Annotated in this window: 21 protein-coding genes; 9 read left to right on the plus strand and 12 right to left on the minus strand. The window is 47.5% G+C overall.

Annotated elements, in window-relative coordinates; all coding sequences use genetic code 11:
* Nucleotides 1–117 precede the first annotated feature (117 nt).
* From QT996_RS13795 to QT996_RS13820, 6 genes are all read right to left on the minus strand, one after another.
* The gene (locus QT996_RS13795) at nucleotides 118–1,332 is read right to left on the minus strand and encodes an FAD-dependent oxidoreductase (protein ID WP_333047141.1); all 1,215 of its coding nucleotides are present in this window, start codon (nucleotides 1,330–1,332) and stop codon (nucleotides 118–120) included.
* A 227-nt stretch (nucleotides 1,333–1,559) separates the two neighbouring features.
* Entirely contained in the window at nucleotides 1,560–3,092 is a 1,533-nt protein-coding gene (locus tag QT996_RS13800) for an NAD(P)/FAD-dependent oxidoreductase (protein ID WP_333047142.1), read from the minus strand.
* A 271-nt stretch (nucleotides 3,093–3,363) separates the two neighbouring features.
* On the minus strand, nucleotides 3,364–3,849 hold the full coding sequence (locus tag QT996_RS13805; RefSeq protein WP_333047144.1) for a CRR6 family NdhI maturation factor: 486 nt from the start codon (nucleotides 3,847–3,849) through the stop codon (nucleotides 3,364–3,366).
* Between the two features lie 146 nt (nucleotides 3,850–3,995).
* Nucleotides 3,996–5,951, minus strand: a complete 1,956-nt coding sequence (locus QT996_RS13810) for a DUF3685 domain-containing protein (RefSeq protein ID WP_333047146.1) — start codon at nucleotides 5,949–5,951, stop codon at nucleotides 3,996–3,998.
* Nucleotides 5,952–5,998: 47 nt separating this feature from the next.
* Complete coding sequence (locus tag QT996_RS13815; RefSeq protein WP_333047147.1) at nucleotides 5,999–8,260, minus strand: hypothetical protein; 2,262 nt, start codon at nucleotides 8,258–8,260, stop codon at nucleotides 5,999–6,001.
* Nucleotides 8,261–8,940: 680 nt separating this feature from the next.
* A complete protein-coding gene (locus QT996_RS13820) occupies nucleotides 8,941–9,405 on the minus strand; it encodes a Fur family transcriptional regulator (protein ID WP_333041514.1) in 465 nt (154 codons plus the stop codon).
* A 120-nt stretch (nucleotides 9,406–9,525) separates the two neighbouring features.
* On the opposite strand from QT996_RS13820, the gene QT996_RS13825 reads away from it, so the two are divergent.
* Nucleotides 9,526–9,651: a hypothetical protein gene (locus QT996_RS13825; protein WP_333047149.1), complete on the plus strand. Its 126-nt coding sequence runs from the start codon at nucleotides 9,526–9,528 to the stop codon at nucleotides 9,649–9,651.
* Here the strand turns inward: QT996_RS13825 and QT996_RS13830 are convergent.
* Both QT996_RS13830 and QT996_RS13835 read right to left on the minus strand, forming a co-directional pair.
* On the minus strand, nucleotides 9,635–10,705 hold the full coding sequence (locus QT996_RS13830) for an Hpt domain-containing protein (RefSeq protein WP_333047150.1): 1,071 nt from the start codon (nucleotides 10,703–10,705) through the stop codon (nucleotides 9,635–9,637). The genes QT996_RS13825 and QT996_RS13830 overlap by 17 nt on opposite strands.
* A gap of 82 nt (nucleotides 10,706–10,787) precedes the next feature.
* Complete coding sequence (locus QT996_RS13835) at nucleotides 10,788–11,042, minus strand: hypothetical protein (RefSeq protein WP_333047151.1); 255 nt, start codon at nucleotides 11,040–11,042, stop codon at nucleotides 10,788–10,790.
* A gap of 178 nt (nucleotides 11,043–11,220) precedes the next feature.
* Here QT996_RS13835 and QT996_RS13840 point away from each other — a divergent pair, with 178 nt between their 5' ends.
* From QT996_RS13840 to QT996_RS13850, 3 genes are all read left to right on the plus strand, one after another.
* Nucleotides 11,221–11,907: a DUF1345 domain-containing protein gene (locus QT996_RS13840; protein ID WP_333047152.1), complete on the plus strand. Its 687-nt coding sequence runs from the start codon at nucleotides 11,221–11,223 to the stop codon at nucleotides 11,905–11,907.
* Nucleotides 11,908–12,421: 514 nt separating this feature from the next.
* Nucleotides 12,422–13,573 (plus strand): hypothetical protein, encoded by a 1,152-nt coding sequence (locus QT996_RS13845; protein ID WP_333047154.1) that lies wholly within the window; start codon nucleotides 12,422–12,424, stop codon nucleotides 13,571–13,573.
* A 6-nt stretch (nucleotides 13,574–13,579) separates the two neighbouring features.
* Nucleotides 13,580–15,232 carry a Dyp-type peroxidase gene (locus QT996_RS13850; protein ID WP_333047157.1) on the plus strand — a complete coding sequence of 551 codons (1,653 nt, stop codon included), beginning with the start codon at nucleotides 13,580–13,582 and terminating at the stop codon, nucleotides 15,230–15,232.
* Nucleotides 15,233–15,409: 177 nt separating this feature from the next.
* On the opposite strand, the gene QT996_RS13855 is transcribed toward QT996_RS13850, so the two are convergent.
* Nucleotides 15,410–15,694 (minus strand): hypothetical protein, encoded by a 285-nt coding sequence (locus QT996_RS13855; RefSeq protein ID WP_333047158.1) that lies wholly within the window; start codon nucleotides 15,692–15,694, stop codon nucleotides 15,410–15,412.
* 177 nt (nucleotides 15,695–15,871) lie between these two features.
* Between QT996_RS13855 and QT996_RS13860 the strand changes: the two genes are divergently transcribed.
* The 4 genes from QT996_RS13860 to QT996_RS13875 all read left to right on the plus strand — a co-directional run bounded on the left by QT996_RS13860 (nucleotide 15,872) and on the right by QT996_RS13875 (nucleotide 18,095).
* Nucleotides 15,872–16,132: a sulfiredoxin gene (locus tag QT996_RS13860; RefSeq protein WP_333041516.1), complete on the plus strand. Its 261-nt coding sequence runs from the start codon at nucleotides 15,872–15,874 to the stop codon at nucleotides 16,130–16,132.
* 96 nt (nucleotides 16,133–16,228) lie between these two features.
* The gene (gene dps / locus QT996_RS13865; RefSeq protein WP_333047159.1) at nucleotides 16,229–16,780 is read left to right on the plus strand and encodes a DNA starvation/stationary phase protection protein Dps; all 552 of its coding nucleotides are present in this window, start codon (nucleotides 16,229–16,231) and stop codon (nucleotides 16,778–16,780) included.
* A gap of 44 nt (nucleotides 16,781–16,824) precedes the next feature.
* Nucleotides 16,825–17,529, plus strand: coding sequence for a helix-turn-helix domain-containing protein (locus tag QT996_RS13870; RefSeq protein WP_333047160.1), 705 nt, complete (start codon nucleotides 16,825–16,827; stop codon nucleotides 17,527–17,529).
* Nucleotides 17,530–17,768: 239 nt separating this feature from the next.
* On the plus strand, nucleotides 17,769–18,095 hold the full coding sequence (locus QT996_RS13875) for an STAS domain-containing protein (RefSeq protein WP_333047161.1): 327 nt from the start codon (nucleotides 17,769–17,771) through the stop codon (nucleotides 18,093–18,095).
* A 56-nt stretch (nucleotides 18,096–18,151) separates the two neighbouring features.
* Here the strand turns inward: QT996_RS13875 and QT996_RS13880 are convergent, their stop codons facing one another.
* A complete protein-coding gene (locus QT996_RS13880; RefSeq protein WP_006632014.1) occupies nucleotides 18,152–19,288 on the minus strand; it encodes a PP2C family protein-serine/threonine phosphatase in 1,137 nt (378 codons plus the stop codon).
* 417 nt (nucleotides 19,289–19,705) lie between these two features.
* On the opposite strand from QT996_RS13880, the gene QT996_RS13885 reads away from it, so the two are divergent.
* Nucleotides 19,706–20,224 carry an anti-sigma regulatory factor gene (locus tag QT996_RS13885; RefSeq protein WP_333047162.1) on the plus strand — a complete coding sequence of 173 codons (519 nt, stop codon included), beginning with the start codon at nucleotides 19,706–19,708 and terminating at the stop codon, nucleotides 20,222–20,224.
* 15 nt (nucleotides 20,225–20,239) lie between these two features.
* Here QT996_RS13885 and QT996_RS13890 read toward each other — a convergent pair whose 3' ends face one another.
* Together QT996_RS13890 and QT996_RS13895 are read right to left on the minus strand one after the other, a co-directional pair.
* The gene (locus QT996_RS13890; protein ID WP_333047164.1) at nucleotides 20,240–21,007 is read right to left on the minus strand and encodes a DUF1350 family protein; all 768 of its coding nucleotides are present in this window, start codon (nucleotides 21,005–21,007) and stop codon (nucleotides 20,240–20,242) included.
* 477 nt (nucleotides 21,008–21,484) lie between these two features.
* Nucleotides 21,485–22,576, minus strand: a complete 1,092-nt coding sequence (locus tag QT996_RS13895) for a glycosyltransferase family 2 protein (RefSeq protein ID WP_333047165.1) — start codon at nucleotides 22,574–22,576, stop codon at nucleotides 21,485–21,487.
* Nucleotides 22,577–22,942 lie beyond the last annotated feature (366 nt).

Below are 22,942 nucleotides of genomic sequence, written 5' to 3' on the forward strand. Positions count from 1 at the left end.
GTGGACGACTCTCGCATTGGTTTAACTTTTGATGCAGACATCATTACTTTTGTGAGAGTGTTGCACCGGCAAGAAATTTACTGATATTTGCGAGAGTTTGTAACATCACAATTGAGCTCACCCGATTAATTTCGAGACTCGCAAAGCAGAGGTAATGGCTCCTTCGTGCAAACCATCCCCCAAATAAGCTCCCGCATGATAAGTGTTGTTCTCGCCATTAGTCTCTATAACTTCATCTCGATATCGAAAAGACTCGACAGTGTAGAGTGGCGTGTGATGTTTCTGAATGTGAATAATGTGCTTTTGGGCGATCGACTCCTCGAGTTGAAAAGCTAAACTGTACTCTTGTGGGGATGAGATGCCGCAAAGCTGATTCAAGCTCGCATTATATCCCCATCCCTTGTCCGTCTCGAAAAAATCAAATTCTGATAACTTGCGGATACCGTAGCGATCGTACATTGATGTATCCGAATGCAGCACAGTCGTTGCATAATTGGCTTTCCACCCCGAAAACCGCTTTGTTTCCGCATCCGTCGGATCAGACAACAGCCTCATAACTTGATCTGGTGGCATCGCAAAAACCACCTTATCAAATTCCTGGATTTCCCCATCAGAAAGCACAATTTTTACAGCATCCGCACTTCTAAAAATATTGGCAATCTCTACATTGAGCCGTATCTCGCCCTTAAACCGCTCCAAAATCTTTTCAATGTAAGAATACACCCCGCCTTTAATCCTCACCCAGTTGACCGAGGCATATTCGCGTAGAACAGGCATCGCTAATTCCGCCGGAAAATTGTCGAGCAATTCAAAGGGTATCGAGTAGCTATACATCGTCAGCAATCTCAGCCAATAATTGCGGATGCACGAGCTTTTCAAAGACTCAGAAAGCGGTACCTCGTAGAAATCGTGCTGTTTAGCAAACCGCATTTTTAAAATAAATCCAGCCGAACGAGCGTAGAGACTATCAAGTCGCAAATACTCGATCAGGCGTTGGATTCCGGTGAAATTCTTTCGGATAGAAACCGCAGACAAAAAGTGGGTGCCATCTTTAAAAAACAGGGCTGAACCAATCTGCACAGGTTCTAATTCAACGCCTAGCTCCTGCATAAAAGCCATGAAATTGTAAAACACAGTCGGAAATTCCAGTACCCCATTTTCTAATATTTCATTACACTCAGATTGATTGGCCGCAACATTTTTGTTAAGTGTCCGAATGTGTCCGCCTAAAATCGGCTGACTTTCCAACACAGTGACGTGATGTCCCTGTTTATCGAGCCAGTAGGCTGCGGCCATACCGCTCGCTCCGCCCCCAACAATTGCAATTCTCATAGTTCACTCCTACTTGATAGAATGGAACATTAATCATCGAATGCTTAAGAGCTGTTGGAGAGACGATACGATCCCCCCTAACCCCCCTTATTAAGGGGGGGAAAAGAACCTTTTTCTAGCTTTCTCTCGTTGCCCGGTTGGATGTGATGCCCTTTTTATTTTTTAGTCTGCGGAGGCAGACTTCGTTTCTGTAGTAGCGATTTCAATCGCCGCGTAACCAATTCCTCCTAGCCTAAAATCGCATCGCCGGATAAACGTTGATAAAGCAGCGCCCCCGTCCAAAATGTCGGTGCAAAGCCTGGATAGCCCGAAGAGGCGTTGCAGAAATAGAAATTGTTGAGGGATGTTTCATGATTTAGCCGATCGACCCCCATGTTGCGCGGCGTCAGGCTGGAACCGTAGGAATTACCGTTAGGACACCAACAGAAGCGCTCGTTAGTCGTCGGACTTCCGGTAACATGAAAAACCATGTGTTTGCGGAAATTCGGAACATAGTGTTTTTCCACAACATCTAAAATCGAGTCGAGAATTTCTTGTTTCTTCTGTCTGTAAGCTTTGCGATCGCTCTCCCAAAGTTGTTTAAAATAGCTGTAATTAGCAACAGTCAGAAATTCCACAATTTGACAATCTTCTGGACAATCCCGCCGCGCTTCCGTGAGTAAAGTTGGCGTTGTAATGGCAAAACTCGGACGAGAAAAATCATTTTGGTCATACATTTGAGCAAAAGCTTCATTTAGATCCAAGTGTTCCGAATGAAACGTATTCCACTTGCCAAATCCATAGTCGCGGAGATCGATATCTTTGACAACGCAGTACACCATGTAGTTAGATGCAGAATACTCATAGTTGAGTTTTTGCCGCACTTTTTTAGAGAACAGTTCCTCTCCAATCATCTTGGCCGCTCTTTTCGGGTCAAGGTTGCAAATCACCGTGTTGCCCGTGAATTCATGGGTTTGATGCGTGGTCAAATCCATCGCTTCAACTCCAGTTACTGTTCTGTTTGTCACCCTAAAATTCGTGACTTCATGGTTTAATAGAACTTTGCCCCCGTTGGATTCAATGACATTAACTAAAGAATTGATGACATCTTCAAAATGCTGCGTCGGGTAAAATGCACCTTCTTGATAGCCTCTAAACAAGGCAATCCAAGCATAGAAAGAAAGCTGATTTGGAGGCAGCAAAAAGTCCGGCCATTGCAGGGCTAATAGAGTTTGGGCGGCTTGGGGGAGTTGGAACTTGTCGAAAACGTCCTGAAGTGTACTGTTGAGGTGTTGGACGGCACAGAATACGTCACCGAAGTTTTTGAGCAATTCAATTGGTTTTACGGGAGGAGCGAGTTTTCTGAGTCCCTCGCCGGTTTTCTCGACTTCGTTGACGAATTGGCGAATTCTCTCGCCTGCTTCGGGGAACAGCGCCGACAATCTGCGGATCAGTTCCTCTGGTTCCGAGGGTATATCTAGCGCGTACCCAGGCATTCTCATGTGGTCGTAGCCATTCGGATCGTACCGCTCAAAGGTGACATCTTGATCGAGACCGAGTTTTTTGAGAACTCGATTGACTGTATGTCCTTCGCCGCAGTCCCAAACGTAGTGGAATTGGGCATTAAAGGTGTATTTTTTGGCCATCGTAAAGGTGTGACCAAAGCCTCCGGGATGCTCGTGAGCTTCGAGGATGTGTACGGTTTTGCCGGAGTTTGCCATCAAAGCTCCGAAAACCAGTGCTGATAAACCACTGCCGACGATGAGGTAATCTGTTGTCATGGTAAATTTCCTCGATCGATTGAATGGGGCGATCGTTGTTTATTTAAACTAGCTCTCAATTCTGAGAAAATTGTGAAGAGGGCTTACCACGCTATTTGTGGGGTACACACTGCGTACCTTACGCCTTTTTGGGTGGGCTAGAAGCCAACCCCTACTCCCCACAGTAGTTAGTGTGAAACATCTAAATTTTACAGTCAAGTTTGAGCGAATTCTTGTGGAGTGGGCGTCCCGCCCGCCCAAAAAATACAATTTAGGTGGGCTTACTTACAGCTTATTTGTGCGGCACAATCACATCAAAAAAAGCATCGTCCAAATCATAACCAAACATCTGCGACATCGCCATCAACTTTGATTTACTGGGAATTCCCTGCTGATTAAACCAATCAGTCAACACGAATATTTTGCTCATCAAAAACATTTCCAAAGCTTCAGGATTGTACTGAATACCTTGGGTGCGGTGGAACTGGTGTGGCACCAACATCGCGGCATAGCGCGCCAATTCTCCCGCTTTCCAATCCAGCAAAAATGGCAGCCAAGGGTAACAAGCATCCAAGCGAATAAACCACAGCCGCACTTCGGGAATTTCCGAGATTTCTCGCGGATCTAACTCTTCGCGCGGATACTCAATTTCAAATTGTAGCTGTTGTTCGTTGTGGGCGATCGCTCCTTCTGCCAGCCACTTTTCAATCACAGTCCGCACCGGAGACAAATCTAAACTGTTTATGCGATCGGCATCTATCGATATCATAATACTCATAAAAAGTCAACCTTATAGCATTAAGTTACTATCTATAATACCACCAATTACCAATCACCAATCACCAATTCTATCAAATCCGACTGATTAATGTATTAATCTAAATCCCTTAAACCCCTTATACTGCTTCGTTCCAAAACTTCCCGTTACCCGTTTTTCCCAAACTTGGTATCTTGCAAAGAATTACCAATCCCCTGGATAATTCCCCGCCCGATTAAACCAATTCCCCGCCCTATTACCTGGGTCAAAACGTAAACAACAGCAGCACCCAACAGCGAAATAACCGCGCGAACTCTAGGTGCGATCGCATCCCTGGTTTCCAGCAGCAAAGTCAAGGCTAACTGCCACCCAGAAAGCTGTGCTAACTCCCGATTTCTCGGAGAATAAATAGAAATTCTCTTAATTCCCAAATCGCCCAAAACAAACAGCCAAAACTTGCTTTCAAAAATCGCTTTCGGTTCCACAAAATATCTATCCCAGCTATATCTCCACGACAAATTATTCCGAAACCTCTCAATTTCTCGCGTCGAAATCAACTTCCCATCGTAAAAAATTTGCTTAATTTCTTCAATATTTGCCAAATTATTTAGTAGAGGCTGTACCACTCCGCTAGCAACTTGTATTGCCAAATTTTCCAACAAAGCTTCAGCTCGCTGCATTGCTTCCGGGCTGCCTGAAACACAAGAAACATTGTCAACTGTTAGAGGAATTTCAAATAGCAAATGTGCAAAAAACTCAACTGTCATCGGTATTTTGTCAAGTATTTCTGCGGCAACTACATCCGCATCTGCCAGCAGCATCGGCACTACTTCTACGCCCCTGCCAGCCAAGATATAAGCAGCGCTTCCCCCTTGGCTTTCTTCCAGTTTTAAGCTGGCTTGACTGCCATCAAAAACCAGATTTTCTTTCGTTTGCAGTGTATAGTATCTGCCAAAAAAATCTATGATTGTCGCCTCCCACAAATTCCGTAAAATAGCAGGCATTTTTTGCGACAAGTGAGTTTGCTGTACTTGCGAAAAGCGCAATTCCTCCAGCAAATCCTTTAACTTCCGCAGGATGGAACTCATCAATTCACGCTTTTTGGGCGATCGCAAAATATCGATTTCCAAAGGCAAGCCAGTCAAATTCACCAACTCAAACTGGAATTTAGTCGCCACAGAGTCAAACAAGCTATTTTGCCAATTAGTTGCCACGTCCAAATAATTCGCCGAAACTTGAGCATTCGCTACTTGCAACTGAGAATTATTCAACAAATTCTCCCGTCTTCCTTCTGCCTCTGCCTTCTTCCTTCTTCCTTCTTCCTTCTTCCTTCTTCCTTCTTCCTTCTGCCTTCTTCCTTTTGCCTTCTCCCCTTTTCCTTCAAATAATAACTGACTGACAATCCAACGAGCTGCGAGCAATTCTCTGCGGCGTCCGCTGAGTACAACCCCATCTAAAATAGAGGGCAAATCAGTCGCATCTGCGGCTCTGAACTCTTGCAAATCAGCTTGAACAACCGCCAAAGTTGCATCTATTTCCCGTAGTCCAGAACGACAAAAATAAGCCAGCATTTTTTTGTGTACTGGCGTATCAACGGTCGAATTATCTGCATTTTTATCTGCAATTGCTGCGGAGTTTTCTACTGTTTGAACCACCGCTGCATTTAGTTCTATTTCCGAGTTAGCTGCCGCATCCGTCGCCCAATAAGTGTGACCAAATGCCACAGCGCGAACAGCTTCGATTGTCAGAGAAATATCTCTACCTTTAGGAGAATACCCATTCGCGCCTGCCGCCTGTAAATCCGCCAACAACTCCGGTGTCAGCGGCCCGCCTAGCAGCAACAGGGGCAGGTTGGGGTACAAACTTTTGAGTTCGCGACAAAATGCCAGCGCCTTTGTTTGACCCGATCGCAAATTTAGGGTCTCAACAGCCAAAATTGCCAAATCTCCCGGCTTCTTGGCTGTTTCAGAGCCGAGGGAGCGAGCTTCTAGAACCCGCAAAGCCTCGTTTCGCGTTGAAACCTCTGCGACAACTTGCAAGTCTGGATACTGCTCGCAAGCGACTCGCAGCCCCAGCCGGAAAATGGGGTCGCTATCGATCGTCAGCAGTTGCAAATTACTCACTTGATTTTAGATTGGAGATTTTAGAGCTTGATCGCGCGAAAACCCCATTACTCGGGGATCAAATTAGCATCAGGAGGACCAGCCGAGTCAGGAATCGAGGGTGGCGCGGGTTCCGGAGCCGGAGCCGGAGGAGGAGCAGGTTCCGGAGCCGGAGCCGGGGCCTGTTCTCTCGCGGGCGGAGAGTAAGGTTCCGGCTCCCTCGCGGGGGGATAGTAAGGTTCCGGCTCCCTCGCGGGCGGAGAGTAAGGTTCCGGTTCCCTTGCGGGGGGATAGTAAGGTTCCGGTTCCCTTGCGGGGGCCTGTTGGCTCGCGGGCGGATAGTAAGGCTCGGGAGCCGGAGCCTGCTCGGGAGCCGGGGCGTACTCCTCTTGTTGGGGAGCCGGGGCGTACTCCTCTTGTCGGGGAGCCGGCGCGTACTCGCGAGCGGGTTCCGGCGCGGACTCGCGAGCGGGTTCCGGCGGCGGTGCACTGTTGGCTCTGAGTTCAGCACTCCAGCGCCCGATCGCACCTGCCGCCTCTGAATACAGCGCCCTACCGTAACCGATTTGGGAAGCCGTATCAATCGCCGCTCCTAGACTGCCTTTAGATGCCAATTCCGCAGCTCGATCGAGAATCGGACGGTCTTGAGCAACTTGCAGTTCGCTCACCCACTGATAGACATTATCCTGAGCTTTCGCGTACAAAGTCCTACCGCTCTTAATTGCCGAAGCTTTTTCAATAGCAGCACTAAGTTTTCCTTGCTTCGCCAGGGCGATGGCTTCATCCAAAAAAGGCTGATCTTGAATAACTTCTATGCGTTTCGTCCACTGAGCCAAGAGAGTTTGCGCTTCTACCCTGCGGGGGCGGTTTTGAGCAATCAGAACTACCTGAGCGATGCCCGCCTTGAGTCCTTCAACGGTTTGCGCTTCTGCCAACTGCTTCGCCAGAGTCAGAAAAGATTCGTCTTCGATCCGCTGAATTTCCCGACGCCAAGCAGCCACCAAAGTTTGAGCGTGAACCCGCCGCGGCTGCTTAAGTCCGATGGTTTGCGCTTGCTCGATCGCGAGTCCAAACGTCCCTATCTGACCGACACTAGCGATCGTGCTCGCCACTTGCAGACGCAGCAAATCTTGAAACTGCACCTGCAAATTTTCAATTTGAACTTGAGCTTGCTTGTACAGAGGGCGACCCGGAGCAATTTGGCTAGCAGCCCCCTGCCCTTCCAGCAAGCTAAAAATGTGTTGTGGCAGCGGAGTTGATATCGACTGGTTCCACGTCACTGCCTGAGCCCTACCCAACTGCATCAAATCTTGAGCTTCCGCAAACAGCGGGGAATCCTGCGGCACAACAGAAGCAGCCTCGATCGCCCCCGGCAGGTCTTTCGCCCCCAACCGTTTAGTAGCCATTGCCAGCAAAGTCCGGCTCCAGCCCTCAATTTCCTTCTCAGCTTTAGCGCGGGCAAAAAGCTGCGAGTCTATTTTACGAGCCAGGACGATCGCCTCAGCGAACTTTTGCGGAGTTCCGTCCTTCGCCAAATCTCTAGCCTCTTGCAAGCGCTGCCAGCCGTTTCTTTCCAAAGAAATCTGCTGGATCAGCTCGTTGTACCGCTTCTGACTCCAGAAAACATTTTCCAGCTTGAACAGAGCTTGAGCATAATCCCAGGCCTTCCTTAAATCCTCACTTTTCAAAGCTGCTAGGGCTGTATCGTAGAGTTTTTGGCCCTCCTGCCAATTTTTTTCCCAAGCAGTCACAGCTTCCTGTACATCAGGGTAAGACGGACTGGTTTTCGGAATTTTCGCCACAATCTCCAGAGCGCCCTTCAAATCGCCCAACTCAATTTTCGCCCTGGCGAATCCCAGCATGGCTTTCGACCATTCCCCGATCAAATGTTGACCCTGCGAGTATAGAGGGTGTTCTTTCGGCCAAGCCTGCACCAGTGCTATTGCCGATTCTAGCTGTTCTAGCTTGCCCGACTTAGCAGCTTGCTGAGCGCAGTAAAGTCGCTCTCCATCCGCCGCGAGCGGCGACAGTTGCTGGCAATTGGGCGGCGGCGGCATCGTCAGCAACCACAGAAATGCAGCGGCACCGGTTACTCCAAATCCCACCAGGAGACTCAGCCAGATAAGTTGCCACTGCCAAAAAGTTCTTTTGCCCTCAATCGGCAGCGCCGTTACTGAGGAACTCGCATCGCCTGTCGCCTCTGCACTGAACTGTGCCGTCGGTTTGGGGGATGGGTTGTATTGCGGTGGTGTGTGGAATTGGTCAGATTGTCGTCTCGCCATTACTTCAGCCTGTCCTGTAATGCGCTGTAAAGCCTGACACTCCCACATCAAATCATAGATTGTGATGTCGGCTTCTGACTCTTGTTAAGGAGATCGAGAACTTCCTTCAAGGTACTGGAAATTTTTCCCTCTACGGCGTTTTATAGTGAGGTTCGTGTCCAGCCCCACTGGTTGCTTCCGAGTATTTTAGGCTCTCGAAGCACGTAAATCATACCAGTTATCACACAGTTATTGACAGATCCCGGGGCCGTTTAGCAGAAAAAACAGTATTAAGCCCCCGTCTGTCGAGCAATTTTAGATTTTAGATTTTAGATTTTAGAATTGACTCTGCACATAAATTGTGGGAGGGATTAAACTAAGGTCTAATATTAAATCCGGGTCAGAAATTCCCTTATCAGACTCAGCGGTTGAAACCAATCCTCCACAAACTTTCGTCTCCTACAAGCCGATTTCAAAATAAAGGGGTACTACAGCCGGATTTGGTCTACACTTTTACGTGTAGAGGGTAGAAATGATTTTTTGGGTTTAGTCGTAAATTTTATTCCCGATCGCCAAACTTGCCGATCAAGTTTCATTTTTCTGTTTTCATTTTTTTTCTACTGTGCCGAATTCCGGCTGGCGACTGCAAAAAAACCGATCGCACCCAGCAAAATACTTAAATCATTTTCTACAACCGCCAGCCCGAGCACAAAGATCTGTTTTGCTTCCAACAGGCGCTGCTTTATCCGTTACGAAGCCTTTGGCGTATCGCTGACACTCGATGCTTGCGTGGCGGACTCGGCAGATCGATATCCGTAGAAATCTATCCGGTAGTCTACAATTTTGACACCCGTTTGCTCTTGGATTAGCTCGATCAAGTCGATCGGCAATTCCACATGAACGTCCAGAATCTGAGCCGTATCAAGACAATTGACATGAGAGTGAGAGTCGCTGACATTGCCGTACAAGCGTCCCTCCGAGCGTTCTATGCACTCAATAATCCCTTCTCTCGACAAAGCTTCTAGATTTTGATAGACAGAAGTATGACCGATCGAATGCGCTTGTTTGTTGAGGCGATCGTAAATTTCGCGAGCCGAGAGGTGTTCTTTTGCCTCCCACAAAAGTTCTAGAATAAATCGACGCTGGCGGCTCAAGCGCATTCCCATCGCCTGACAGCGGTTTAAAGCATCTTCTAATGAACGAATTGGTTTCACAGCTACCGCCTTATAAAGCCTGCTCGATTTTTAATTCTGGTACAATATTGCACGCCTACATATCCAATCATTCTAACGCAGGGTTGCCCAACAGTAGAAGATAGAGCGCAAAAATCTCGAATGAGTGAATTTTTTCGAGTTGCTGCTCAACGAGCGGCTGCCAGCACCCACCAGAAAATTATCCGCCTCACAAATATTGCTTTGATTCTATCTTCTACTGCAACAACTCCTAGTTCGAGGATTTGATGGCGTTAACCAGTAACTTGGCGATTTCCGAGAGTTGCTTTTTGTTGAAAGTTTTGAGCAAAAGCTTGACTACCGCCTTCGGTTCGGCCGGAAGTGCGACTTGCTTCGACGCTGCTGCTGGGGCGGCTGGGGCGGCTGGGGCGGCTGGGGCGGCTGGTTTTGGGCTTGCTGCCAAAAGTAGCAAATTTTTACTCGGAACGATCGTCTTGGCTTTCCCCCCTTGTACTAAATCGCCAGCTTCCTTGAGTTCTTTGATAATCAGCGGAGCTAAGACTTGATAAGAGTTTTTGGGATTAACGATCGCTGCTCTAGCTGTTTTTACTAAATTTTGCCAAGTCTCTATTTTACCTCCCAACTTATAGAGGCGAACGCACACAGCCGTCAACTCAGAGCGACTAGCAGCCGATTCTTTCTGCTTGAACACCTGCAACATTTCTTTCAGTAAAGTCATCACTTCAACAGCAAAATTTGGCGGCACAGCGCCCGCTGTTGGAGCTGCGGGCGTACCAGACCCAGCAGCAGCCTGCACTTTGCCCGACGCCAATTTATTGAGGTGAGTTTCCAGTTGAGCAAAAACAGGCATCACCTGCTGCACGAGTTTTTCTCCCTCCTCATTCCTCAAGCCGAAAGGCCCCTCCAGTCGCCCCAGCAAGTCCTTAAGCGTATCAACTCCCTTTAAAAATAGGGATTCTGCCGTTTGGTCAACCTGCTTGACGGGCCCGTCCTTGAGCACCTTAAAACAATCTTCCAAGCGGTGAGCGGTTGTTTTAATACTATCTAAGCCGAGCATAGCCGCCCCTCCTTTCACGGAATGGGCGGCTCGAAACATCTCTTGGACGCTTTCGGGGTCTTTCATCGTGGACTTTAAATCCACTAAACCATTTTCTAGAGTATCGAGGTGCTCCTTAGCCTCCTCTATAAACAAACGCATAATTCGGTCTTGCTGATCTGACACGACAGTCCTCCTAACAATCTGTGCACCCTCCAGAAAGCACCCTCTTCCCGAGAGAAAACGCGACTCCTGCCAAAAGTCGGAAGCTCCCATGCAAAACATTCTAGCCTGCCTCAGCTAGCAGACTCAAAATACTGGTGTCGCGGCAATCTTAGCTCTAAAACTGGTGCGGTGGAGATTGAGCCTAGAGTTCTGAGGGAGTATCTGGAGCGACTTCAATACCCATCCCTTGTTTCATCATCTGCTGAGCCGTAATCAAGTCGCTTAACTCCTTGACTTCGACGCCGATGTCTTGGCAAGCCTTTTTCAGTTCCCGCTCGAAGGTGTTGAGGTCGCTCCCGTAGCCGCAAAGGTTCGCGGCTGTGGCGATTCCTTGTTGGGCGTTAGCTTTGGCGCAGTCGATCAATTCAATGCCTTTGAGGGGTTGGGAGGATGCCATAATTTCAAGCCACAATTTATCTTTTCTCCCACTGTACCTAGAAGGTTGAGGTCGATCGATCTATCGAAAGGCATGAAAAATCCTGCCTGTGTTGCGTGTTACCAATTCATTATTTTTTGCGATTTCCTGGCAATATATCAGTAGTTAGCATTTTCTAACCCTTACTGTTCCTAACTTCATGGTGAAAAACGTTCGCCTATCTAAAATGCACTGGCTCTGGAGCGTCCGGCACCGCCTGTTTGCGTCTGTTCTGTTCGCTATAGCAGTCGCTGTTTTCCTGCCACCTCAATATTTCCTCCTGACTCGGACACTGTGCATTTGGAACGCGGGCGCTGTCAGTTTCCTGCTTTTGACTTGGATGCTGATGCTGCAAGGCACTCCCGAAATAATGCGCCACCACGCTCAGCAGTTGGACGCCGGCCGCTTGGCAATCTTAAGCACGATCGTGGCAGCAGCTTGTGCTAGCTTGTTAGCCATTTTCTTCCTGCTGCGCGATACCAAAGGCTTGCCCCCCGATTTGCTATTTCTGCACTTGGGGCTTTCTGTTCTTACAATTGTTGGCTCTTGGATGCAGGTACACACTATCTTCACGATGCACTATGCCCGCAGCTACTACAAAAACCGCAGCAAACAGCACGGCAGCTACTCGCAGGCGAATGGTTTGGACTTTCCGGGCGACGAGGAACCTGACTACAAAGATTTTTTATATTTCTCCTTTGGTATTGGGATGACTTGCCAAGTTGCAGACGTGCAGATAACTTCTCGTTCCACGAGGTATCTCGTGCTTTTTCACAGCGTGCTGTCGTTCTTTTTTAACACGGCTATTCTGGCTATGAGCGTCAATATTATTGCTGGATTGAGTTAATAGGATTCAGTAGCAGATTCTGCCATTTTTTGTTAAGGGGCGATCGATCTTGTTTTAGGGCGCTGCTTATTGCCAGAATTTCAGAGTTGGACGAAAGAAATTCTGGCTAATCACCCAAATTTAGAGAACTAAATAGCAACACTTCGGACAGTTTTTGAGTGCCAGCCGTAGAATAAGGGTTTCAGGGCGCTCCTCTAAAGCAAGCAATGCTTTAGAGCTACACTATAGGGTTGCCGGAAAATCAAGGGTTTCAGACTAATATCTAAAAACTGTCCGGACTCTTGAAATAGAAAATGTTAGTTTAATAACAAGTTATACAAAAACCTTCCGCCTCTCCATGTGATTTGGGGTATTATGCGGAAATTTTCAGGCTAATAATAGTTAGACCTCAGTCTCTCTGTAAAGACGTGATTGGAAGATTGTTGATGGGTACGAACGCCCAATTTTGTGCCTTATTGGTTAGGTTTAGTTGGAATCTATTAGGTTATTTTAGGTCAATTAAGGATTTAAGCTGATGAAAATTGTACGTTTCGATCCGCCCGCAAATATTGATGATTTCGATACCATTCCCAAGCAGCGTGAGGGGTGGAGCGAGTTTATTTCCACTAGCTTCGAGCGAGAAATTCAAGGGGTAGAGGCAGACTTAGGAGTAGGGAAAAGTCAGTTTTATAATCCGATCAATATCGATACAACTGCTCCTAAAATTGAGCCAGCAATCACTTGGACTGGCTTCCCCGCGTTAATTAAGCGCAAGCATCCTGGTAATGAGCGAGCAGCTTGGAAAGAAGCCGACAAACCCCTATCGAATGGTGAGCGAGCACAAGACGAATATCTTGAATGGTTCGTCACGAAAGAAGCCGGAAAGATTACGCGAGTCACATTTACCTGCGAAGGCCCCGAATATTGGGAAGCTCTCGCACATGGATACCCATTGATCTACACAGGACCAAGAACCGCTGGCGCGACGGGAGACAAACAAAAACTTCTCGCACTATATCAAAAATACGTGAGTCCTAAAGTTCAGATCAAGGATTTGTTTCTCAATGGCAAATACAATCGGCTGAACAAGTGGAACACTAAAAATGGCGCAATGCACTTAAACCAGCGCAACAACACTTTGGGAGCTGAAATTAACATTGCTGCACAAGCTACAATTTTGCGCCAAAAGGGTGGCGTAATTCTAACCGATCCAGACGAGCTGATTAAGTGTGCCCGATATGGTGAAGCAGGTCGAGCCAGCGATCCTACTATTGGTGCAGCAGTGAACTCCTTGGCGCGAGATGGCTTTTTAATCACACTGCAAAATCCGGTAGGACTTTACATCGATAATCTCGATACTACAGGTTGGACAAAACCAAATGGTAGTCCAGTCGAGCCTGGATACTGGAAAATCTTACGAGGTTCAACTGGGGCAATTCTCCGTGCCGTTTATCAAGTGCCGGCAAGTGAAGGATTTGCTGTAGGTGATATTCTTATTGGAGGAGAAAAAATTGAATTTGGAGGACAAATCGCGGAAAACATCACGATGAAGCTGACGGGTCTTGCCTTTAGCAAAGGGAAGTTCAAAAATCCAGCAAAACCATGTGTACCAGGAGGTGGAAGTCTCGCAGTTGGCTTGCTGCCAGCAAGTGATGAGCATCTGTCTTTCCGTAGTTTAGATAGCTGAAGTTTTATGCCAACTACTAACTCTCCATCCGTCAAAATGCCCACTGAGGAAGTGCTAGAAATCAACGATATTCAAGGCAATAGCTTAGCTGGGTTCAATAAGGATTTTCAGATGTTTCTATTTCTGAAAATTCACGATCGCACGAACACCAAAGCTTGGATACATGACATCACTCCACACATTGCTACTGTGGCAGAAGTGCTGATGTTCAACAATCTGTTCCGCACCTTGCGAAATCGCCGGAAGTCTGATCCCCAAGGGCTGGTTGCGACCTGGCTCAACATTGCTTTTACCTACGAAGGCATTCAAAAATTGGTTTCAGAAACGGACGCTAATCAGTTTAGCGCGGGTGATCCCTTCCGCATTGGGATGCCGGCTAGAGCGGGGCTAATTGGCGATCCAAGCGATCCGACTTCTGCTGGGCATCCCAATCAGTGGGTGGTGGGCGGCACAGATTCCAACAAGTATCCTGATATTCTGCTAATTATTGCTAGCGACGATCCTGCACATCTCAACGCCGAAGTCACTCGGATTAAATCTACCCTCGCTGCCTTGCCTCAGCTAAGCGATGGAACTAGAGGATTAGAAATTATCTTGGAGCAACCTGGAGCGACTCGACCTGACCAACCAGGTCATGAGCATTTCGGATTCAAAGATGGCATCTCCCAACCCGGTGTGCGGGGACGGCTCTCCAAAACCACGAATGATTTCTTGACTCCACGACTGATCGATCCGAAAGTACCCGAAGCCGCTCGATATGCTAAACCAGGTCAACCCTTAATCTGGCCAGGACAATTTGTATTGGGCTATAAGACACAACGAGATGACGATCCAATCCAACCCCAGAAGCCTCTGAAGCTGTCCCCCGTTTGGACTAAAAATGGATCGTTCCTCGTGTTTCGACGTTTGCGTCAGGATGTACCCGCTTTTTGGAAATTCATGCAGCAGACGGCAGCAAAGCTGGCACAAAAACCAGGTTTTGCAAATATGACCGCAGAACTTTTGTCAGCAAAATTAGTGGGACGATGGAAAAGTGGGGCGCCACTGATGAGAACACCAAATGCTGATGACTCAGACCTTGCCAACGATAGCCTTGCCAACAATCACTTTTTTTATGATGTAGATACCCCAAAACTCCCGCTCGTAACACTTCCCGACTATCCGGGCGACAATTTCCCTCAAGCCACAAAATCTTCTTTTGGCGCTGTATGTCCCTTTGCCGCTCATATCCGCAAAGTCAATCCCCGCGACTTACAAACAGACGTAGGCGGTGCTAGCCATACCCTCACCCGCCTAATTCTGCGTCGGGGAATTCCGTTCGGCGCTCCCCTATCAGACCCATTACATACCACTGCTGCTGAACTCACAGAAGAACGCGGGCTACTGTTCGTTTCCTACCAAACCTCAATTGAAAATCAGTTTGAGTTTTTATCGCGACATTGGGCTAACAGTGACAAAAAGCCTCCACCAAGTGGCGGACACGATCCGATCGTTGGACAGAAGCAGGGTCAAGGGAGCGATCGCACCCGGAACTTCCAGCTTCTGGGTACTGATGACTCAACCGAAACAATTGAAACCTCTATTGACTGGGTAATTCCTACAGGGGGTGGTTACTTTTTTGCACCCTCGATCAAGGCATTGAAGGAAGTGTTAGGCTGATCTTTTTTGCTTTGCGTTTATAGCCAAGTATATGGAAGGAGTTGAAGGGTGGGTAGTGATTACGGAGTCTGTTAGAGGTAAACTACTGGGGTGGCGGTCTAACAAGTCCACTGCACCGGAACGAAGTTATCTCTGTCGTTTGTTGCGAAAGTTATCTGCGTCCGGTGAGTGGAGACGTTATTCCGTCATCAGCAACATGGCGTGTCCGTTTGGGTCTTTGACAACGCAGCCCTGGCGGTAAGGCATTGAGGTAAACTGCACCAGTTGCGATGAGACGAACTGAACTCGGTTCAGACGTAATAGCTCCACTGTTTGCTCAACAACATTCATCATTAGCTCAACTTGCAGGTTGGCAATATCGCAACTTTTCCAATTATTCCGCATGGGTTGATCGCCCTCTGGCATCAGATAATCCAGCAGTTCTATTCCCAGACCACCGTGAGTCGATCGCAGGGCGGTCACGCGGACTTTCGCTTCGGGTAAATCCTCGATATGCGCTTGCGTTTAAGAGCGATTCAGGCTACCTCCATCAACCCGCATTCCAAGCAGAAACCTCGTTTTTGCGTAATTCCTCATTTTGCTTGCCAAGTCGAAGTCATTACGAGTATGATTTAACAAGAAGCAAAAGAGACAGCCGCCATGAGGATCGAAGAAATACCCCTCAACCAGATTCGCCGCCCCCTGCCGCGAGTCAACGACCAAACCAAAGTCGCCGCCCTCATGGAATCCATCCGCGAGGTAGGTTTAAACGAACCCATCGATGTGCTAGAAGTAGATGGCCAATATTACGGATTTTCCGGCTGCCACCGCTACGAAGCTTGCCAGCGTCTCGGTTTAGAAACTATCCGCTGTAAAATACGCCGAGCTCCCCGTGCGGTGTTGCAGATGCACCTAGCCTGAGCCTCTCAACAGAAATTCACAACAGGTAAACATTCGCTCGCCCAAAGCTTTCTCAGATGTTCGATCGACAATCACTAAATAACAAGGTAAAAACCTATGACTACCAACAACCACAAACAACATCTTTACCCCACCCGCATCGATATGTCAGTCGCCACCCGCTCTCAAGTAGTCGGACTGCTCAACGCCACGCTAGCAACCACTCTCGACTTAAAAACTCAAGTCAAGCAAGCTCACTGGAACGTTAAAGGCATGGACTTCTACCAGTTGCACTTGCTATTTGACGAAATGGCAACAGAACTCGAAGAATACATCGATTTGGTTGCCGAACGGGCCACAGCTTTGGGCGGTTTGGCTGTAGGAACAGCCCGCACAGCCGCCGCAGATTCGATTTTGCCAGAATTTCCTTTCGACATTTTAGACGGCAAAGAGTACGTGACGGCTTTAGCCGATCGCTACGCACCCTACGCCCAACACCTGCGAGTCGCCATCGACACAACAGGCGAACTCGGCGATGCCGATACAGCGGATCTCTACACCGAAATTTCGCGGACAATTGACAAGCGTTTGTGGTTCCTAGAAGCACATTTGCAAGGTTCTGCGACAACTGCAACAGCTACAGCCCCGGAAAAAGTAGGCGTCAGATAGCCACAAAAAAAGTTGTGGGGTGGGCGCGGGAGCCCGCCCCACAGATGTATTTCCTTAAGGCTCGTGACAGTTTACGATCGAGAATATGTCCATTTATTAATTTGGATGAGTTTTTCGTGACTGCCAATATTCCAGATTATGCTCCTCAACTGCAACGCCTGATTGAACAGGCGGGGCTTTCGAGCGATCGAGAACTCAGCCAAAAAGCAGGAGTTCCCGAAATTCAGGTCATCCGCCTGCGTCGCGGCTTAGCTTTGAAAACCCGAGCCGACATCCTGCTCAAAATTAGTCAAGCTTTGCAAATTTCCTTAACCGAACTGCTGACAACCTTGGCACCAGACTATGTAGAGTTAGAAAAGGCACCACCGACCGCCCTAGAACAAGAATATCAGCGCCTGCAAGCTTCGATCGAACAGCAGCAAGAATCTTTGATGCAGGAATTCCAGCTATCTAGCGTGCAAATTTTAGAATCTTGGATGTTGCAGTGGCCGACTGCTGCGAGCAAAGCTCAGGAAAATCACAATTTGCGGGCTCAGAAACTACTGCCCTTGCTGCGGCCAGTCGAGCAGTTATTGGAGCATTGGGGAGTGGAGTCGATCGCCCCAGTCGGAGTCCAGATTCCCTACAACCCCCAACAGCACCAGCTCATGGAAGGAACAGCCGAGCCAGGAGAACCCGTCAAAGTCCGCTACACAGGCTACAGACAAGGCGACAGACTGCTCTACCGCGCCAAAGTTAGCCGAGTTTGATTAATACCAGAAGGCATTCGGCAGAACAAAGATTGTCCCTATCTCAAAATTCACTCCCGGCGAAGCGCTGCGACTCTGATCAGCGTTACGATCCGCGACGATCACCATCTTTTGCACTCAAAACTATTCTCCCGCTCTCAGGCTCTGGCGCTTTCCCCCTCTCTTATTTGGCTCGGAGTCCATCTCGCAGCTATACTAGCCTAGTCTGGCTAGAAATTCTGACATTCCCACCGCAAAATATGAGTCCTGTAGTTAAAATTATTCAGCCCTCTGGCATTTTAGACGGCACCAAGGCAAGTCAATTCCGCCAAGAGATTAGCGACCTAGTGGAAGCGGGAGCCGATGTAGTATTGATAGACTTCACTGATGTGACATTTATGGATAGTTCTGGTTTGGGCGCTTTAGTCTTGGCGCTCAAAACAGTCCGGGCCGCTGGGAGTCAATTAGTTGTCTGTTCTATCAACGAGCAAATCCGTATCTTATTTGAACTCACCAGCATGGATCGAGTTTTCGAGATATTTCAGACCCGCGATGCTTTTAATAGCAAAATTCCTTCAACTAACTAAATCTTTTGGCTGCTAGCTTCTTGCTATTTGGTCGCAGATGCAATGCAAGAAGTCAGCTAGCCAAAGTTTACCTTGAGTAAAGACCAATCATCATCAAAAACTGCTTTAGCGTTCAACTTTTGAATGTAGTTCAAAACCAGCTCTAACTGGTCGGCACTTGCACCGTTGTAAGCTGCTAACAAATCTACGAAAGGGTCAAGCCCCCAGATATTGCCGTCAGGTTGGTGGATCTCGTATACCCCGTCGCTAAAGATGTAGAGAGTGCTCAAATCCTCGACATCGCAGCAATTATCGACATAGGGGGCATCGGGGAACATCCCCACCGGCATTCCGGGGGTTTTTAATCGCTGGATTTTAGCGGTGCTCGCAGGGGACTGGGAAATCAACACGGCTGGTGGATGGCCGGCGCTAGCATACACTAGCTGACGAGAAATGCGGTTGTAAACGCCATACCAGATGGTAAAATACTTGTCATTTTGGTAGCTCATCTGGAAGGTGGTGTTGAGGGCGCGCAAAACGTCGCTAGGTTTGTAATAGTCTATGTTGGGGAGCGTGCGCGATCGCAGCAAATTCAGCACGGCCACAGAAGGCAGCGCCGCTCGCAAACCGTGACCGGCTACGTCGAGCAAGTAAATCGCCAAATAATCGGCATCTAGCCAGTTGTAATCGAAGCAATCTCCCCCCAACTGCCGGGAGGGAATGAATTTTGCCTCAATGCTGAAAGGTTCCGTCATCGGATCTGGCAACAGCGATTGCACGTACTCGGCGGCCTCGGCTAACTCTGCTTCCAGACTTTGCTTGGCTATTTTCAAATCTCGGCTGAGTTGGTGCAGCCTCAATCCCGCGCGTACTCTTGCCTGTAACTCGTTGAGTTCGATCGGCTTTGAGATAAAATCGTCGGCACCGGCGTCGAGCCCTTTGACTCGATCGGCGATCGAACCCAAAGAAGTCAACAAAAAGAATTGTGTAGTTGACAGATCCGGATCTGCCTTGACTCGACGGCAGACATCGATGCCGGTCAAGCGCGGCATGATCCAATCGCAAATTATCAAGGCCGGACGCAATTTTTGCGCCTGGGCTACACCGTCTTCGCCATTACTTGCTACTGTTACTTCGTAACCCTGTTTTTTCAGGGTTCTTCTCAGCAGTTCTTGAACAGCCGTATCATCGTCAATAACCAGAATTTGAAACATGGGCACTTAGGTACTACAAGTTTTTCAAGGTCTGGGGGTCATTTAAAATATATCCTGTCAGCGCCCTTGTCTGAGATTGAGTATAGTTTATTGACATCGCTTTCGAGGTAATTGCTTTTGACGGCGGGTGGTTGAGTTCAATTTACGTTAAAGTTTGAGGAAAATTTGGCGCGATCGAACTTCACTCAGTTTATACTCAGAATATAAATTTTTATAGACTTTTATTTGCCACAGGTGCTGGTTGACACGGAAGTTCAATTTATGGTATGCTCGCTAACCGATTAGTGTATTAGACATTGCTAGACGGCCCACCAAAGCTAGTATCCTCAAACTACCATTCAATTTTGCCGCCGTTGTATTGTGTCTGGTTGTATTTTTTCTGGTTGTATTTTGCCCACCGGCCGATGAAGAACTTCTGTGGTGAGCGTGATTGAATTAAAAGGTTCCGAAAAGTTGCCGATGCTAAAAAAAGCGGATCTTCGAGTCAATACAGGTCTGAACGGATTAAGCTGGGTTTTGTCGTGGTTTGCACAATTGTACGACTCGCGAATTCCTACAAGTGTGTGGATACGGTGTCAGTTAGCTTTGGCTGAGGGCTTTACGAATGCGGTGCGTCACGCCCACAAGGGCAAACCAGCGGATTTGCCTGTTGACATTCAGGTGGCAGTGTTCGCTGAATCTTTAGAGATTAAAATTTGGGACTCGGGCGATCCGTTTGATTTAGAGAAAAAAATCAAAGATATTTCGGAAAAAGTCGATATTCACTCTCCCGGCGGGCGGGGCCTAAAATTGATTAAAGACATCGCAGACAGTATTAGTTACGAGAGAACGGCTGATGGACGGAACTGTTTGTCGATCATCAAAAATTATACTCCTGTCTCAAGGCCGAACAATGAACAGGATATTTTGGAAGTGGTAGAGGAAATTTCTGATTAATGGGTTCATCGGGTTTTAAACGCGGGATACAGGATTAAGCCACCGCAGAATTGTCCGTTTTAACTCATTTAATTCTCGATACACTTCTTGTTTGACCCATTGCCCGATCGCATCGAAGGGTGTAAAAATTTGACCCACAGGCCAGCTAACATCTTGACCCAAGGGCGTTTGATGGTTGCCAGTCAGAGTCTGAACTGTAATCATGTCCGGAAATCGTGCTTTTAGCAGTTTGGTCAACAGCAGGGTTTGGTCAATGTTGTCGCCGTTAAATTTAACTAAAAGATTGCGCCGAATTTGATAGCTATCTTGGACGAGGCGATTGGTGTCTTGCGGGGAAGGGGTAAACTCGACTTTAAAGACGGGGGAAATTTGCTCGACGATCGGGATTGCTTCGGATGCCGCATAATTGTTGAAAGAAATCAGAATATTGCCTGCTCGTTCTACGTCAAATACAGAACCGATCAGCAAGTGCAGCTTGCATCCCATGCTGTGTCCCATACCGTAAATGGGGAGATAGGAAGATTTGAGCAATTTAGTGGCGCGTAGGCGATCGAGGGCATTTTCAAATTTGTTGAGGACATCGCGGGCGATCGCAATATGATCCAAAGTATTGACAAACGGCGTTGCGACTACAACATATCCTTGATTCCCTAAAGCCTCTAATAGCCAGCGATAGGTGAGTTGCGGTGCTGTCGCCACAAATGCACCTCCGAGAAAATGTACGATCGCGATCGGTCTTGAAGGAATTAATACCCAGTTGCCAGAAATTTCTTGCCAGTCCATAAATTCAATCTAATTCTAAGTAAAAAGGCGATCGTCCTCTGAAGGTAGAAGGCATAATTTTTTATAAATTTTTGCTTTTATTTTCTGCCTCAAGAATGGGTTTGCTACCCATTTTTTAATTCAAAAAACTTTGCTCTTTACTCATACATTGTTTAGTGTAACTGTTTTGGCACCAAATAGCACTGCGGGCGAGCGCTGCTATTCGCGCCGTGTATAGGGTGGAAGTTGGCGATCGAATAAATCCAGGCTGACATCGGCTGGCGGCTTTCAAAGATTTGTATTATCGTGTCCGAGCGCACGACGGCAAGGCGCTGTAGCTGGTATTGCGGGTAATTGACCCGACAGAATATTAACAGTCAAATACTGCTCAAAACCCCAATATCGCGTATTAACCAGTCTCTGGGCGATCGGCTTCGATTTGGCTTTATTGGCAGCACCTAATTTCTTAACTAAACCCCCATACAGCTATAACATCCTTTAGGAAAGCCGCCCGATTTCAGACGATCGCTGGGGGTTTAATTGTGGCGAATGACTGATACCTTCTGTCCTTTCCTTACTCAACTTTTCGTGAGTCTTCATCCATTTCCACTTGTTCACAGTAGCTTGCGGATTGAGAACTGTGGTAGCGAGGCCGTAAAAAATAGTAGGCAAAACCTCCCGATTTAACCAACTTTGTCCCAGCTTTCTCATGTAGTGCTGTGCCAAAACTTCTCGAAATTTGTTAAGCCTTGGCAAAAGCGGCAAATTCTTAAAGAATAGCTGTTCGTACTCGTTGAGCGATAACTCTTTTTCTCCCCGCAAGCGCCGGAGTTGGTTTTCCTTGACACAATCAGAAGCTATGCGCTTTTTCAGCCAGTGCTTATCTGTGAGAGATGTGCCTCTAATTCGATAATTTCCCAAAGGTGCCGTCGCCGCTAGCAAGCCGTACTTTTGAGCAAGTTTGGTAAATAACTCTGTATCTTCTCCTACCTGCCAATCTTCTGCAAAGCCGCCTTCTTTGAGAAGAATGGAGCGATCGACTACAACAGAAGACGGGAAAACCCAAGGACATTCGCCTGTCTCCTTAATCGCCTGCATTTCTGCTTTAGTGGTAGGATAGGTGGGAATATAACTCAACTTGTTGCCACGCTTGTCTAAATATCGCAAAGCGTGAGCCACAGCTTTGACTTCGGGATTGTCTGCGAGCATCTTCAAACAAACTTCTAACTTATTGGGTTCCCAGGTATCGTCGCTGTCGATAAACGCTACATACTCGCCCGTTGCCAGATATATCATTAAATTTCTCGACTTAGAAACCCCGTAATTTTGGGGATTCCTGAAGTATTGAATTCTCGAATCTTGCTCGACCAGCTTAGCAGCAACTTTGTCAGTAGCATCAGTAGAGCAGTCATCAACAATTAAAACTTCTAGATTCTGGTGGGTGCCCTTAACTACGGAGGCAACTGTCTCGGCCAGAGTGTCGGCAGCATTGAATGCAGGAAGGATTACACTGACTTTTTGGCTGTTCATAACTTGCATTAAGGTGTGGTTTGGTAGTTGTTCGCCGAAGTATAGTCTCTCAGCAGACACTCTAACTCCTTTACGTGCAAGTACCTGTAGCCAGGAAACTTGCCTAGATACTACCAATATAACAGGCTTACCAACCTCAGTGTTATCTACCATAAGGGGGGAAAGCCGTTAAAAGACGGAGTGCAGACTATTTGGGCGACAATTTTTCTGACACAGGCCTCGGCTGCGAGGCATTTAGGGTTGGGTAGGGGGATGGGAATTTTCCTAAAGTCGATCGCATATTTTTGCTTTAATAGAACTTACCCAGAAAAACCTCACCTCACCCAAAATTATTGGTTTGAGAATCAGATAAGCTGTTGTGCCTTTAAATAGGGTATAATAAAAAATGAGTTTAGTCAATCTCTACAAAAATGCCAGCTAAAAACC

It is taken from the genome of Microcoleus sp. S13C4 (genome assembly GCF_036700865.1).
In the GTDB taxonomy this organism is placed as follows: domain Bacteria; phylum Cyanobacteriota; class Cyanobacteriia; order Cyanobacteriales; family Microcoleaceae; genus Microcoleus.